This window comes from Aeribacillus sp. FSL K6-1305 (genome assembly GCF_038050115.1).
Taxonomy (GTDB): Bacteria; Bacillota; Bacilli; order Bacillales; family Aeribacillaceae; genus Aeribacillus; species Aeribacillus composti.
Map to the genome: position 1 here is coordinate 1 of NZ_JBBOQV010000005.1, position 14,809 is coordinate 14,809.

Consider the following 14,809-nt stretch of genomic DNA (forward strand, 5'->3'; position numbering starts at 1 on the left):
AGGCAAATGCCGTCAGTCCTAAAGGAGCTGCCGGCTATATGCAGCTCATGCCTTCTACAGCAAAAGCGCTCGGTGTAAAAAATCCGTTTGATCCTGTGCAAAATATCGAGGGCGGCACAAAATATTTAAAACAGCTTTTAAACCGATATAACGGTAATGTAAAATTGGCGCTGGCTGCATACAACGCCGGTCCGGGAAATGTCGACAAATATGGAGGCATCCCGCCATTTAAAGAAACGCAAAACTATGTAAATAAAATTACTCAAAAATATTTTGCGTAAAAAGGTGCAAACAAACAGCACCTTTTTCTTTTTCATTAAAAGTAGTTGGAAACATTTGTTATCCAATCGATTTCTGCTAATCTTCGATAGCTGCGCTTCAAGCCGCAAGTCCTTCTATGTTCATTTCACAGCAAGCACAACATATTTGCGGAAATAGCTCCCGCTTTCGCTATTTATCCTTTTGTTTGCATTGCCTCAGCCAACTCCTTCAAAGCGATTCGTTTGAGATAAATAAGTTATGTTGATAAAATAAATGTAACATCATTATTAACGAATGATTCCAAAGGAGCTATCACCATGACAAAACCACCCTTAACTCCATATGACGCGATTGGAGAAAAGAAACTTCACGCTCTAATCGATGCTTTTTATAAAAATGTTAAAAAACATCCTCTTTTAAAACCTATTTTCCCGGAGGATTTAACGGAAACTGCCAGAAAGCAGAAACAATTTATGACGCAGTTTTTAGGTGGTCCGCCACTTTACACAAAAGAACACGGACATCCTATGCTCAGAGCCCGCCATCTTCCATTTCCGATTACGCCGAGGAGAGCAGAAGCATGGCTCTCATGTATGCGAAAAGCAATGGACGAGGTCGGACTTGACGGGGAAATACGAGAGTTTTTCTACGATCGGCTTGTGGTGACCGCCCATCACATGATTAATTCGAAAGACGAAGATCAGGAGGAGTATTCAGTTGAAACCTGACAAAAAAGACGAAGTGAATGCTGCTCACTTCTTTTCTCATTGTCACAGCCATCCTAAAAAGCCGATCGAGATTTATATGTTTATTGATCCGCTATGCCCTGAATGCTGGGCGCTTGAACCGTTTATCAAAAAACTGCAAATCGAATACGGCAGGCTTTTCTCATTGCGCCATATTGTTTGCGGAAAGCTTGCTAATTTAAACTTAACAAAACGGCGGAAACCGAAAACAATTGCCCAATCATGGGAGAAGATAGCGAGCAGAACCGGCATGTCATGTGACGGCAACCTTTGGCTTGAAAACCCTATATCATCACCCTACAGAGCTTCCCTTGCTTTAAAAGCAGCGGAGCTTCAAGGGAGAAAAGCGGGCATCCGTTTCTTGCGGCACTTACAGGAAGTTGTTTTTTTAGAAAAGCAAAATGTCTCTGATCAAAACGTTCTCATACAAATTGCTAAAAATGTCGGCCTTGATGTCAATGAATTTGAGAGGGACTTATATTCCGAAAGTGCAAGAAAAGCACTTCAATGCGATTATAAAATTACAGAAGAAATGGACGTGCATGAAATTCCTTCCCTTGTCTTTTTTCATTGCCGTGAAGAGAAGGAAGGATTAAAAATTACCGGATTATATCCTTATGAAACATATGTTGATATTCTTTGCGAGCTTGTCGGAGATAAACCGAAGCCGTCTCAAGTGCCGCCAATAGAGATTTTTTTAAAGCATTATAAATTTGTCGCAACAAAAGAGATTTCTGTTGTGTATAATATGACTGATGAAGAAACGGAACGTGAAATGAAAAGACTGCTTTTAAAGCAACAAGTTGAGCGGGTGCCTGTAAAATATGGAACATTTTGGCGCTATATCGGGCAGTGAGATGAGGATTTAATTCAACGAAACGTTCCCCATCAGCATAGAAGCCGATGGGGAACGTTTTTAATCAAAAATGTAAGCGCTTTATCTTTATTAAACAATTAAAAAAAGAAACCACTAACAAACGTTTGTGGTTTCTTTTTTGTCTTATGACAACAAAGGGGATGGGAGAAATTTTTCACGGTCAAACAAAGGGGTAAATGTTTGTTTGTGATCAATTTCACGTTTTTAATATAACAAATTCCTTTTTCAGTTTGCAAGAGGGGAAAACAACAATTCACAAATTTGTCACAAAACATGAAGAACGGGCAAGCTGCATACAATATACAAAATCTTTTTCCTCGTTTTAGAACATGTGTAGGAGGGAAAAATCGTGAAAACATTTTGGCTCATAATCAGCCTGCTGCTCGTCATCTTCGCTTTTTTTTATAATCTGTTAGGATTGATGAATCTCGCACCGATTTTCGTTTCTGCCCCCCTGCTTTTTATTTCTCTTTTCATATCGTTTCTTCTGTTTAACCATCGAAAAACGTTCCGCGGATTTTAAGATAAAAAAAAGGACGGGATGATGAACTGCATCTCAATTAGTAGATACAACTGACAATTGGAGGTGCAGTTTTTATATGACCGGAAACAAAAAAGGCATGAGTCCAGTTCCAGATCGAACTCATGCCACTAATTTTTTGGATTCAGATGATGCTCCTGTTTTCTTTCACTTTACTTTAACAGCAGCTCCTCCATCTCCGTCAGCTTTTCTTCAAATACTTTGCAAGCATCTTCAATCGGCTTGGTTGATGTCATATCGACCCCTGCTTTTTTCAGCACATTAATCGGATAATCAGAGCTTCCCGCTTTCAAGAAATTAATGTACCTTTCAACGGCAGTTTCTCCTTCCGATAAAATCTGCTTGCTCAAGGCGCTTGCAGCACTAAAGCCTGTTGCGTATTGATAAACGTAAAAATTGTAATAAAAATGCGGAATTCTTGCCCATTCTAAGCCAATTTCTTCATCGATCACAATGTTGTCACCAAAATATTTTTTGTTTAACTCATAATACGTTTGCGTCAAAAATTCCGGTGTGAGCGGCTCTCCGTTTTGCGCCTTCAAATGGATATAATGTTCAAACTCAGCAAACATCGTTTGCCGGAATACCGTTCCTCTAAACCCTTCAAGGAAATGATTCAGCAAGTATAAACGTTTCTTTTCATCATCGATCGTGTTGAGCAAATATTCATTTAACAAGTTTTCATTGCATGTAGAAGCCACTTCCGCGACAAAAATAGAATAATCTCCGTACGGATACGGCTGTGTTTTTCTTGTATAGTAGCTGTGCACCGAATGGCCAAGCTCGTGAACAAGTGTGAATAAATTGTTCACATTATCTTGCCAATTCAGCAAAATATATGGATTTGTTCCATAGGCGCCAGAGGAGTAAGCTCCGCTTCGTTTCCCTTTATTCTCCTTAACGTCAATCCATCTGTTTTCAAAGCCTTCTTGTAAAATGCCGACATATTCTTCACCTAATGGAGCAAGCCCCTTCAATACGATGTCTTTCGCTTCTTCATACGTGATTTTCAAATCGACGTTTTGTACAAGCGGCGTATAAAGATCATACATATGAAGTTCATCAAGCTTCAGCGCTTTTTTCCGCAAATCGACATAACGATGGAGCAGCGGCAAATGTTCATTGATCGTTTTTACTAAATTGTCGTAGACTTCCTCGGGAATGTTGTTGGCGCTTAGTGCAGCCTGGCGGGCATTCTCATATTTCCGCACCTTCGCATAAAAATTATTTTTCTTAACAGCTCCGCTTAATGTGCTGGCAAACGTATTTTTAAATTTTCCATATGTTGCGTATAATGCCTGGAACGCATCGCGACGGACTCGTCTATTTTCACTCTCCAAAAACTGGATATAACGGCCGTGAGTGATTTCCACTTCTTCTCCATTTTCATCCTTAATTGCTGGAAATTCCAAGTCCGCATTATTTAATTTTCCAAACGTATTGGAGGCAGTGCTCAGGGCTTCCGCAGCTTGAGCTAAAATAGCCTCTTGCTCCGCATCGAGCACGTGCGGTCTTTGCCGGTTGATTTCGTCCAAGGCATGTGCATAAAGCTTCAATTGATCATTTTCTTTCAAAAATTGCTGAAGCTTTTCTTCTTCAATGGATAGTATTTCCGGAACGATATAGGATGAGAGGCTGGAAGCTTGTGTATAAAGATTTGCTGCCCGGTCATTCAATCCTTGATAAAAAGAATTAGTTGTATCTTGATCGTAGCGCATATGGGCATATGTATAAAGCTTTCCAAGCCTCTCCATCACGGAATCTTGATAAGAGAGCGCCTCATATAACAGATCGGAGGATTGACCTAATTTTCCTCTATATTCACCGATTTTTGGAATTAGCTGCTTTACTTCTTCAAATTCTTTTTCCCATTCATCATCAGAAGCAAAAATATCTTCTAGCCGCCAAGTATACTCAACAGGGATTTCTTCCCGTTTTGGCAGCCTTTTGACAGCTGTTTCATTGCCCATTCTCGATTTCCCCCTTTAAAAAAATCAGTCTGTTTCCATCATATTGAAATTTTTTTCAAAACGCAATAAATCACTATGCTTATATTATTCTACAGCAGAAAAAAACATACCTTCCTTGTCCAAATAATGTCCAAGACGTTGTTCACGCTTTTCCATCGACTCCAAATGAAAAGGAGATGATGTTTTTCGAAACGAATATGGACCGATTGGCTGCAAAAATTTTAAATGGGAAAGAGTCGTTAAATATTCAATAATCGGCTTTTTTAAATCCGTTTTTACGCTACAGCTTCTTTCTTTCATCCCTATTTTCTTAAGGTGCCAAACTAGCTTTTCTGCGTGAAATACTTCATCTGCGCGCAATGTTTCAATAAATAATAAAACTGAGCATTGCCAAATATAGACCGCCTCATCAACCATATAACCGCTTTTTAAAGGGATAAAAGCTTCAACTGGCAGCTGCGATAAAGATAAGCCAACTGTTTCGTAAACCTTTTTTTGCAGCTTTCGCTCTTCGTTCGTCTTTTGAAACAGCGGCTTTAAGCGATATTGACTTATTTTCTTCAGCCAATGCTTCCATAAACCGTTTGCCGCCAGACTCTTTCCTTGCAAACAATCTCGAAAGAAAAACGACTCTGGGGAGATCATAGCAGATGCGGCAAAAATATTCTGTTTAGAAAACGGAATCAGATGGGAAAAAAAGATGAAGGTTTTCTTATCTGAGCAATAATTGATGATAAAAGGATGATCGTTTTGCGGGGAATGAAGAAACTGACAATGAAAAGAAGTCAGTCGATATTGATGTTCACCGACTTGCTTCATTTGTTTCCAGCCTAATATCCACATCGGTTTAATTCGTTCTTTTTTGTAGCCATTTGTCCGTTTTATCACCTGATCAGGGGGAATTTTAGAGCATTGGTATTCAATCGCATACCGTTTATGCTGAAAAGATAAAAACAGATCCGCTCGTTGTGCAATAGAAGGTATAAATTTTTCCATTTCCGCAGCTAACCGCTGCCTTTTCAACCAAACATACAATTGCTTTTTTCCGTTCAAATGGTACGTGCTTTCCGCTTCCGAATCAGCCTGACAAGAGGCCGTTAAGTGGGCAAAATGAGGAATTTTGATTTTGCCTATTTTTAATTTTACCGGCTCCTTGCAAGCCGGACAAAAAAAGGCATGCTCTTCTTTCAGTTTTAGAAGCCTTTCTGTCGACCAGTAGGGGGCGGCGACATTTACTTTTTCGCCGTTTCGCAAAAGGGCAACAAGCATATAAATCATCACTTCCTTTCACAAATAGAAACATTCGACAAAAGGGAAAAAAATCCTTTCAAAAGCAGCGTTTTTCATAAGTTTTAAAAGATGCCAGAAACACTTCATGTAAAAATATACTTTTTTCAAAAACGCATGCTTGCCGCTAAAGAGGCGGAAGTTAGATGTTGCTTCATTCGTTTCAATAAAGGTTCGCCATTTTACATCGTGACGGTCGGCAATTCACCCGTGGTGTTGTGAAATCCGCTCAAATAGAGCTTTATCCTAAAAAAAACACCGCTGTATCAAAAACGGTGTTTTATAATAAAGGAGACAAAAGCCGCGACGTTGATTCAAACAGCTTTATATATAGCGGGCGTTTTTTGAATTGTTCAAGGTCGATGACACTTGAATTTTCAATGTCTCGAATATAATCCTCTACAAGCGTTTCAATGCTGTCCGTTCGGTATAAAAAAGCATTTACTTCAAAATTCAAATGAAAACTTCTCATATCCATATTCGCCGTACCGATCGATGCCAGTTCGCCATCAACAATAATGATTTTGCTGTGCATAAACCCTTTTTCATATTCGTACACTTTAACCCCGGCTTCTAAAAGCTCCGGAAAATAAGATCGCGACGCATAAAATACAATCCGTTTGTCAGGCCTTTTCGGAACGAGGAGACGAACGTCAATGCCGCTCAGCGCAGCAATCTTTAAAGCGGATTTTATATCCTCGTCAGGAATAAAATACGGAGAGGCGATCCATATCGAATTTTTTGCGGAAACGATCATCGAAAAGAACAAGCTTTTAATGACCTCCCACTTATTATCAGGACCGCCGGCGATTAGCTGAACGCCTCCTTCTTTATCGTCCATTTGAAAATGAGGCAGCAAATATCGATCGGTAAGCAGCTTCTGCCCAGTCATATAATACCAATCCTGTAAAAAAATAAGATTGAGCGTCCGTACTCCTTCCCCTTCGAGCATCATATGCGTATCCCGCCAAAAGCCGAAATACGGATTTCTTCCCAAATATTCATCTCCTATATTTAAACCTCCGACAAAGCCGACTTTTCCGTCAATCACAATAATTTTACGATGATTGCGAAAGTTAATATTGTTAGACAAAAACGGAAGCTTTACAGGTAAAAATGGAACCATTTCCACCCCGGCATCAAGAAGCTCCTTCCTGTATTTTTTGGACAGCTTCCAGCTGCCGACTGCATCGTATAAAAATCGAACCTCTACACCGTTTTTTGCTTTTTCGATCAACAGCTTTTTTAATTTTTGCCCAATTACATCATGCCGAACAATATAGTATTCAAGATGAATATGATCTTCCGCCTTTTGAAGCTCTCGAAAAATATGGTCAAATGTTTCAATGCCGTTCGTCAGCACCTTTGTATTTGTCCGAAAAGAAATCGGACTGCGGCCAAGCTTATGGGCAAGCTTAAATAAAAGGCGCTGGTGATTTCTCATGAATTTAATTTTATCTTCATAAGTATGAAAGCTAGTTTCAAATTTGGCATAAGCTTGCTCATCTATTAAAGCTTTTTTCTTAAATAGACGATGCTTCCGGACATTTCTTCCAAAAAATATATAAAAGAAGAAGCCTATTAATGGAAATCCTCCTAAAACAACAAGCCAAGTAAGCGTTTGAGTTGGGTGGCGGTTTTCCAAGAAAATAACAAAACCGATAAAAATGATAGATAACGTGAACAAAATGGAAACGGCTCCTAAAAACCATTCCTCCCAGATGTTCTTAGTTAAATACAAGATGATAGCTAGACCAATGGCAAAAACGATTACTTGCAGAAATTTTCTCATAAGCTTCCTCCAGGCAATCGATATTTCTTATCTCTCGATTTGGACATATTTGTTTGATCTGCGATATGAAAGCGTTCCTTAAGTAAAAAAGACCGATTTCGAACATGAAATCGGCAATTTAAGAAAAGTGCGTTTCGATTTGTTCCAAGGCATTGTCCTTCATAATCAGCTTTCCGTATTCTTCAAGACGGTGAATTGTCATCCTTGATTCCTGACCGTATTCAAGCATAATGCTGAGCAAATTTTCAATTTGTTCATCGTCTTTATCCGAAAATTCAACGAATAAATAATATTTTTGTTCAAATACATATAAGCTATTCAAAAATCCGTCCAAACGATGGGATGCTAACGAAATAACGTCTTCAAAGTCCTGAAACTTTATGACAAATTGCAATTGCGCCGTTTCATCTTTCTCATCTGAGGAAGATCGTTCAGACATATTAAAATGTTTGTCCAACAAAGATTCTATATTCTCATCAACCGGGATTTCTCTTAATTTTTCATCGACTACCGGAAGCTCCAGCTTTTGTCCGTCTTTTGACAGCTGTGCTTTTGTGACAATGACTTCAAGCCCTTTGTCATTGGCATGAACTTGAATCCATAACGGACCTTCAAGCGGAAAGTCTTCTTCATCATTAATTTCATCCATCATTTCCCAAAACAGCTCTTCGCTTCTTTCTCTGTTATACCAGATTTCTTCTCGGTCAAATCCTCGTTCTTCTATGTCAACATATGAAATATAAAATTTTACTGTGTTTTCATTAATGCGTTCGATTTCCATTTGAACAACCTTCCCTTCTTTTTAAATTTTTGGAAGGGACAATAAACCCCCGAATTCGTTGCACTTTTCTTTCCTAATTTAAAAAATTTCCAAATTTTCATCGCGAGCACCAAGTTGTTCAATTCTAATTCTATTGTATGATAAATCACTTCATAAAGAAATAAAAAAAGCCTTGATTTTGAAAAAAACCGTTATTTACCTATTAAGCATAAAATATTTCGTTTTTCATATATATTGTACGAGCCATAATTTGAAAAGAGGTTGACTGATGGATGAACAATTTTTCACATCTTTATTCCTTATCATTGGCATTGACCTCATATTAGGAGGAGATAATGCCATTGTCATTGCGCTGGCATGCCGCAATTTGCCGGAAAATCAGCGGAGGAAAGGAATTTTATTTGGAACAATGCTCGCGATACTCAGCCGAATTTTGTTGACATTACTGGCTGTCCATTTATTGAACATTCCTTTTTTACAGTTTTTTGGCGGATTATTTTTAATGTATATTGCCTTTTTATTATTGACAGGAAATGAAGGTGAGCATACTTCCGTGAAAAGCCACCGCTCATTGTGGAAAGCCATCCAAACGATTGTTTTGGCTGACCTTTTTATGGGATTTGACAATGTCATTGCGGTTGCTGGAGCAGCTGGAGGAAATATCTTTCTTGTCATAACAGGTCTTCTTATATCCATTCCGATCATTATTTGGGGAAGCAGATTCATCATGTCTGGCATGTCCCGATTTCCTTTGCTCATTTACGGGGGCGGAGGAATATTAGCTTATACAGCAGGTAAAATGATGGCAACGGATGAAAAAATGACCCCTCTGTTGAAAACTGAAGCTGTTGCACAAACTCTCCCTTATTTCACAGCTTGTCTCATCCTTTTCTTTGCCCTTTTTTACAACATAACAAAAAAATAACAGCCTTCCGCAATCTATTTTGCTTTGCGTACGGAAGGCATCATTCCCTTTTAATTTGCCATTCTCTGAGCTTCTCTCAGCTGGTAGGTGCGAATTTTTCTTGGCAGAAAGCGTCGTATTTCATCCTCGTTATAACCGACTTGAAGACGTTTTTCATCAATCAAAATCGGGCGGCGCAAAATTCCAGGGTTTTTCCGGATAATATCATACAGCTCCTGCAAAGGAAGCGATTCAACATCAACCTTCAATTTTTGAAAAACCTTTGAACGAGTGGAAATAATTTCATCTGTTCCGTCTTCTGTCATACGAAGAATTTCTTTAATTTCTTCGATCGTTAAAGGCTCGGAAAAAATGTTCCGCTCTCTATATTCAATCTGATGCTTTTCCAACCAAGATTTTGCTTTTCTACAAGATGTGCAGCTCGGAGATGTATACAATATTACCATGCCAATCACTCTCCTTTTCGAGAAAAATATAAGTGTATATATAAAAACTATGCCAATCTCACATTAAAATAAATTTAAAAAAGTAATTTGTATTGATTATTATACTATAAAAAAGCAACTTCGCCTATATGTTTTTATTTCTCAAATTATAACAAAAATGTTACAACCGGTGAATGATGATCATTTTCAAGGCCATTTTCTCAATTAACACCTCTTTTCTTTCTCTACTCTTCTTTTCCCCTTTTTTGGTTCGATCAAACGTGAAAAAGAAATTTTTTCAGAAAGACGCTGAGAAGTTGCAAAGAATACACAATTTTTTTATAATCATCTGTAAATGAATACATAGGCGATGAGAAAGAGAAGTACATGCCGAAAACAGTTTTCAGAGAGTTTGTGGCTGGTGGAAACAAACACTGTCCGGTATGGAAATGGACTTTTGAGCTCTCAGCTGAAATCAGTAAGCTGCGGCGTTTTTGTCTTGCGTTAAAAGACGAAAAGTGATTTCACATGAAAGTTTGTGAAATAATTAGGGTGGCACCGCGGTCCATTCGTCCCTATACGGACGGATGGGCTTTTTTATATATAAAAATCAGGAGGAGTTTGCACATGAAAACGATCTTTTCAGGAATTCAGCCTAGCGGCACGTTAACACTCGGAAACTATATCGGAGCAATGAGACAATTTGTAGAGCTCCAGCATGAATATAAATGCTATTTTTGCATTGTCGATCAGCATGCTATAACTGTTCCGCAAGACAGACTTCAATTAAGAAAAAACATTAAGAGCCTTGCTGCATTATATTTAGCAGTCGGCATCGATCCGGAAAAATCCACCCTATTCATTCAATCGGAGGTGCCCGCTCACGCGCAGGCAGGATGGATGCTTCAATGCGTTTCTTATATTGGCGAACTTGAAAGAATGACACAATTTAAAGATAAATCTAAAGGGAAAGAAGCTGTTTCAGCAGGACTGTTAACTTATCCGCCTTTAATGGCCGCCGATATTCTTTTGTACAACACGGACCTTGTTCCAGTCGGCGAGGATCAAAAACAGCATTTGGAATTGACAAGGGATTTAGCCGAAAGATTCAACAAAAAATATGCAGACATTTTTAAAATTCCAGAAGTCCGCATTCCAAAAGTCGGTGCTCGGATTATGTCGCTTCAAGATCCGACGAAAAAAATGAGCAAATCCGATGCGAATGAAAAATCGTTTATTTCCCTTCTCGATGATCCAAAAAAAATTGAAAAGAAAATTAAAAGCGCTGTGACTGATTCAGACGGAGTGGTTCGTTATGATAAAGAGAACAAACCTGGCATCTCCAACCTTTTATCTATTTATTCAATTTTAGCTGGCGTGTCAATTGCCGAGCTGGAAACAAAATACGAAGGAAAAGGCTATGGTGAATTTAAAGCGGATTTGGCAGAAGTCGTCATTAACACTTTAAAGCCGATTCAGGAAAAATATTATGAGCTCATTGATTCTGATGAACTTGATGACATTTTAGACAGAGGCCGGGAGGAAGCAAACAAAGTAGCATCCAAAATGTTGAAAAAAATGGAGAATGCAATGGGATTGGGAAGAAAAAAACGAAAATAAAAGCGCTAGCGAACGAATGACGATTGATGATGGAGCTGATTAAACAAAACAAATATACTAGCTTAAAAAAATATGTTCGATAAAAAGAGGGCGGCTGATATAGTGCCCTCTTCCTTAATTTACTTTCGGTTCTTGCTCCATTTCCCAAAGCTTTTCAAAGAAAGGCTGCCCTTTTATTAATCGTTCGCATAATTGTTCATGCTTTTGGGACCATCCGACAATCGCTTCCTCATAAAGCATAGTCCAAATTTCCTCAAAACCGAGTGATTGAATTTGACCATACATGTACGGATTCCATTCCGTATACCAATATTTCATTTCCGCCGTATTTTTTGTCGATTGCAATTGATCAAGAGCCATAAACAAAAGCTGTTTCAGCTGTCTTTCTTTGCGGGTTAATCCGTGCATATATTCAGGTGCAAGGGATAAAAGATGATAATCTTTTTTGTCTTTGTCATTTGTTTGTGAGAACTCGTATGATTCCGGCTCTAAATCCTTCACCATGTCATATACAAGCTGCTCTTGTCTTGGGATAAGCCGGCTTTTGCGAATTGGCGTCGTATATCCGATCGTATCTACTGCTAAAATGCCGTTGCCATCCGAAACAACAAAGCAATAATCTAGCTGAATTCTCTCATGGTTTTTCCGGGCGTATGCCTTCTGGTAAACATCCTTTAAAAGTTTTTCAGGCAGTTCTTTTAAGTCATTTTCAATATAATCATAAAGTTCTTTACTCACTTTAATCAGCGGTACTTGGTCTAACAGTTCAACCTTATCATCCTTTCTCCATTCATGAAAATGACAAACATTATAACCATTTTCTTCTCCTTCAAACCAGTTTACCCAAACATCGTACAAATTCAGCATAATTAGCCCCCTTACTACAAGACTGTTTGTCATCATTATGGTCAGTGGAGAAGGTTTTTATTCCAAATTTTTCATTGCCCAAAAAACTTTTCATCATTACGTATTCCACTTTTGATCAATGCGGATTTCAGGCCTGTCAGCTTTCAGAAAAGGACCATTCATGCACTTTATAAAAATAATTTTTCGGATGAAAAATATAGCCGTTTAACCGTTCAGGCAACGCCCGAAATTCCTTCGGATAGTATAAAACTGTATATGGCTGTTCATCCTCGATAATTTGAAATATCTCCTTGTAAATTTGTTTTCGTTCGCTTTCGTCCATTATTTTTCTAGATTTAGACAACAGCAGGTCGGCCTGTTCGTTTTCCCACCAAACAAAGTTCAATCCATATTCTCTCTGACTGGAATGGAAAATATCAAAATGATTCGGAAATTTAGATAACGACCATTCTAAAATCAACGCATCGTAATTCCAATTCGGCGGTGAAATTTGCTTAATTAAATCTTCCCATTCCCAAAACTCCGTTTTCACGTCAATTCCGATCTCTTTCAATTGTTTTTGCACGAGCAACGCAACTTTTTCACGAACAACATTTCCTTTGTTCGTTTTTAGCGTAAACGAGAAATCTTTTCCTTCTCGATCCAGTATGCCGTCCCCGTCCCTATCTTCCCATCCCGCTTCTTTCAGCAGTTTTTTTGCTTCTCTCCGGTTATACTTTAATGTTTGAATTTCGTCGGTAAAAATCGAAGCAATAGGCGTTTCTGGAATATGTGCTTCCTTTCCTTGTCTGTGCAAAATCTTGTGAACGATCGCTTTGCGGTTAATCGCCATCGTCAAGGCTTGCCTTACTTTTTTATCTTGAAAAAGTTCGTTTTTTTCATTCCAGCCGATAAACACATAAGAATGGGAAATGTTCGATTGAACGTCCAATCCTCTTAACCTTTTTATTTTTTTTACATTGGTTAGTTCTATTTCAGGGGCGTAATGAACCTCGCCGTTTTTCAGCTGTTCGTAAAGAGCTTCCTGGTTATGAACAATTTTATACTTGATTGATTTGATTCGAGGCTTCCCTAAAAAATAATGTTCATTTGCGGCCAGCTCTACGAATCCATTCTTTTCCCATTTTACGAACCGAAAAGGCCCAGTGCCCACAGGCTGTGATGTATTAAACTTATGCTCCTTTAATTTTGCAACCTGTACATTTTTCAACAAATGCTTCGGCAATATGCCGTATGATAATGTGACTGGAAGAAAGGAGGCGTCTTTTTCTCTTAAACGGAATTTCACTGTATACTTATCAAGCTTTTCAATGCTTTCAATCATTTCAAAGTCTGAACTTCTTTCGCCATTATAATCAGGGCTTAAAGGAATGCTGTAAGTAAAAACAACATCATCCGCCGTTAATTCTTTTCCGTCATGAAATTTGACCCCGCGCCGAATAGTGACCGTATATTCAAGTCCATTCTCTGATTGCTGAATCTTTTCAGCCAGATGCGGTTTCGGTCGCAGCTGCTCATCAACTGTCACCAGTCCATCAAAAAGCATCCCTTCTAACTGCGAGCTTGATTCATCTAGAGAATACAAAGGATTAAAAAGCTGCGGCGATTCAGTTGAACCGATTATAAATGTTTCCGGAACAATCAGCGGATCGAGCTCTTCCTCCTTTATCTCCTTAACCGTTGGTTGCGGCTTTCTATTATAATCCAGACTTGAGCAGCCATGTAGAAGCAATAAAAACAAGAGAATCGATATATACAGCCATGGTCGTTTTAATCGTGCCAAATCCATTCCCCCATCATTGGAAGTTTCGTTCTATTTTTTATTCATATTCACAGTCTGTCCAAATTATTAATAAATATAGAAACAAAGGAGCCTATTCCTTTGTTTCATAGCTTTCCACGAATTGTTCGGCAGGCAAATAAAAGCTTTCTTTTGTTGAAAACGGTTTTTGTTTATAAAACGTTTGTACGATATCATATCCAATTGCATATCCAAGCATGGTCGGATAAAAGCCTTTTCCGAACAAAAGCTGATCGAATAACGGATGGTCCCATTTTATGTCTTGATTCGGAACAATTAAATTTTTCCACCAGCTGTATAGTTGTCTCTTCGAATATTTTTTCACCCAATTTGTTACATGCTGCTCACCTATCGTTCTGTAAACCGTATGCTCCGCCAAACCTTCCAAAATAATCGCATCAAGAAGCGTATAGTCTTTTTCGTGCTTCGGATTTTTCCTAAGCCTGCAAATATGATGATATTCGTGAATCAATAGCGCAATGAGCTCATCATTTTTTACATCCGGCGATAAAAATAAAAACATTTTATCCTGAAAAGACAACCCCGAACGACCTTTAAAATCTCTCCCAAAAAAACTTTTTCGCTCTTCAACAGGAAAAATAAAAATAGGGACATCTGGACCGTTCCATCTTTTCTTTAACTTCAAAAAAATGTTATTTGCTTTTGTCCAAATATTCGAATCATCAGCCTTAACAAGCCAATGTTCATAGCCAGTTCGAAGCATGCCGTATTGTGACAGGTAGTGATGGATTTCCTCCGCTTGTAAATGGTGAAAATATTTCTCTAGCTTTTCACAAAGCTCGATTGGATTCCGGCTTTCCTTCAACCAGTTTTTTGTGTCAATAACTCCCAAATCTTCGCACCTCCTTTTCTACACTATTCATTAGAAAAGAAAGATGTTTGAATTTTTTTAAAA

14 protein-coding genes and 1 other annotated feature are annotated in these 14,809 nt (G+C 38.4%); of the genes, 6 read left to right on the top strand and 8 right to left on the bottom strand.

Features of this window, described 5'->3' with window-relative positions:
- The 4 genes from NST97_RS19065 to NST97_RS19080 form a co-directional block, all read left to right on the top strand.
- Nucleotides 1-281: lytic transglycosylase domain-containing protein (locus NST97_RS19065; protein ID WP_341343606.1), on the top strand; the 281-nt coding region annotated here is incomplete at its 5' end.
- Between the two features lie 297 nt (nucleotides 282-578).
- A complete protein-coding gene (locus NST97_RS19070; RefSeq protein ID WP_063387493.1) occupies nucleotides 579-989 on the top strand; it encodes a globin domain-containing protein in 411 nt (136 codons plus the stop codon).
- The gene (locus tag NST97_RS19075; protein ID WP_063387492.1) at nucleotides 979-1,863 is read left to right on the top strand and encodes a ClpXP adapter SpxH family protein; all 885 of its coding nucleotides are present in this window, start codon (nucleotides 979-981) and stop codon (nucleotides 1,861-1,863) included. Before NST97_RS19070 ends, NST97_RS19075 begins: the two co-directional genes overlap by 11 nt.
- Nucleotides 1,864-2,233: 370 nt before the next feature.
- Entirely contained in the window at nucleotides 2,234-2,407 is a 174-nt protein-coding gene (locus tag NST97_RS19080; RefSeq protein WP_162536160.1) for a hypothetical protein, read from the top strand.
- Between the two features lie 170 nt (nucleotides 2,408-2,577).
- Here NST97_RS19080 and pepF read toward each other — a convergent pair whose 3' ends face one another.
- The 4 genes from pepF to mecA all read right to left on the bottom strand — a co-directional run bounded on the left by pepF (nucleotide 2,578) and on the right by mecA (nucleotide 8,255).
- On the bottom strand, nucleotides 2,578-4,395 hold the full coding sequence (gene pepF / locus NST97_RS19085) for an oligoendopeptidase F (protein WP_339211165.1): 1,818 nt from the start codon (nucleotides 4,393-4,395) through the stop codon (nucleotides 2,578-2,580).
- 84 nt (nucleotides 4,396-4,479) lie between these two features.
- Nucleotides 4,480-5,673 carry a competence protein CoiA gene (locus tag NST97_RS19090; protein ID WP_341343607.1) on the bottom strand — a complete coding sequence of 398 codons (1,194 nt, stop codon included), beginning with the start codon at nucleotides 5,671-5,673 and terminating at the stop codon, nucleotides 4,480-4,482.
- A 289-nt stretch (nucleotides 5,674-5,962) separates the two neighbouring features.
- On the bottom strand, nucleotides 5,963-7,474 hold the full coding sequence (gene cls / locus NST97_RS19095; RefSeq protein WP_063386999.1) for a cardiolipin synthase: 1,512 nt from the start codon (nucleotides 7,472-7,474) through the stop codon (nucleotides 5,963-5,965).
- Between the two features lie 118 nt (nucleotides 7,475-7,592).
- Nucleotides 7,593-8,255 (bottom strand): adaptor protein MecA, encoded by a 663-nt coding sequence (mecA, locus tag NST97_RS19100; RefSeq protein WP_063387000.1) that lies wholly within the window; start codon nucleotides 8,253-8,255, stop codon nucleotides 7,593-7,595.
- Between the two features lie 268 nt (nucleotides 8,256-8,523).
- Here mecA and NST97_RS19105 point away from each other — a divergent pair, with 268 nt between their 5' ends.
- Entirely contained in the window at nucleotides 8,524-9,180 is a 657-nt protein-coding gene (locus NST97_RS19105) for a TerC family protein (protein WP_341343608.1), read from the top strand.
- 50 nt (nucleotides 9,181-9,230) lie between these two features.
- On the opposite strand, the gene spxA is transcribed toward NST97_RS19105, so the two are convergent.
- Complete coding sequence (spxA, locus tag NST97_RS19110; protein ID WP_063387002.1) at nucleotides 9,231-9,626, bottom strand: transcriptional regulator SpxA; 396 nt, start codon at nucleotides 9,624-9,626, stop codon at nucleotides 9,231-9,233.
- A gap of 340 nt (nucleotides 9,627-9,966) precedes the next feature.
- Nucleotides 9,967-10,185, top strand: a binding site (T-box leader).
- 47 nt (nucleotides 10,186-10,232) lie between these two features.
- Here spxA and trpS point away from each other — a divergent pair.
- A complete protein-coding gene (gene trpS, locus NST97_RS19115; protein WP_066248353.1) occupies nucleotides 10,233-11,225 on the top strand; it encodes a tryptophan--tRNA ligase in 993 nt (330 codons plus the stop codon).
- Between the two features lie 114 nt (nucleotides 11,226-11,339).
- Here the strand turns inward: trpS and NST97_RS19120 are convergent, their stop codons facing one another.
- From NST97_RS19120 to NST97_RS19130, 3 genes are all read right to left on the bottom strand, one after another.
- A complete protein-coding gene (locus NST97_RS19120; RefSeq protein ID WP_066248356.1) occupies nucleotides 11,340-12,092 on the bottom strand; it encodes a YjbA family protein in 753 nt (250 codons plus the stop codon).
- Between the two features lie 136 nt (nucleotides 12,093-12,228).
- On the bottom strand, nucleotides 12,229-13,875 hold the full coding sequence (locus NST97_RS19125; protein WP_341343609.1) for a peptide-binding protein: 1,647 nt from the start codon (nucleotides 13,873-13,875) through the stop codon (nucleotides 12,229-12,231).
- A 91-nt stretch (nucleotides 13,876-13,966) separates the two neighbouring features.
- Nucleotides 13,967-14,746, bottom strand: a complete 780-nt coding sequence (locus tag NST97_RS19130; protein WP_063387006.1) for a DUF2268 domain-containing protein — start codon at nucleotides 14,744-14,746, stop codon at nucleotides 13,967-13,969.
- Nucleotides 14,747-14,809 lie beyond the last annotated feature (63 nt).

What these genes read in the sequence shown, in the direction of transcription:
- pepF (WP_339211165.1), bottom strand. Translation starts at nt 4,395, where the DNA reads ATGGGCAATGAAACAGCTGTCAAAAGGCTGCCAAAACGGGAAGAAATC.
- NST97_RS19070 (WP_063387493.1), top strand. Translation starts at nt 579, where the DNA reads ATGACAAAACCACCCTTAACTCCATATGACGCGATTGGAGAAAAGAAA.
- spxA (WP_063387002.1), bottom strand. Translation starts at nt 9,626, where the DNA reads ATGGTAATATTGTATACATCTCCGAGCTGCACATCTTGTAGAAAAGCA.
- trpS (WP_066248353.1), top strand. Translation starts at nt 10,233, where the DNA reads ATGAAAACGATCTTTTCAGGAATTCAGCCTAGCGGCACGTTAACACTC.
- cls (WP_063386999.1), bottom strand. Translation starts at nt 7,474, where the DNA reads ATGAGAAAATTTCTGCAAGTAATCGTTTTTGCCATTGGTCTAGCTATC.
- NST97_RS19105 (WP_341343608.1), top strand. Translation starts at nt 8,524, where the DNA reads ATGGATGAACAATTTTTCACATCTTTATTCCTTATCATTGGCATTGAC.
- NST97_RS19120 (WP_066248356.1), bottom strand. Translation starts at nt 12,092, where the DNA reads ATGCTGAATTTGTACGATGTTTGGGTAAACTGGTTTGAAGGAGAAGAA.
- NST97_RS19090 (WP_341343607.1), bottom strand. Translation starts at nt 5,673, where the DNA reads ATGATTTATATGCTTGTTGCCCTTTTGCGAAACGGCGAAAAAGTAAAT.
- mecA (WP_063387000.1), bottom strand. Translation starts at nt 8,255, where the DNA reads ATGGAAATCGAACGCATTAATGAAAACACAGTAAAATTTTATATTTCA.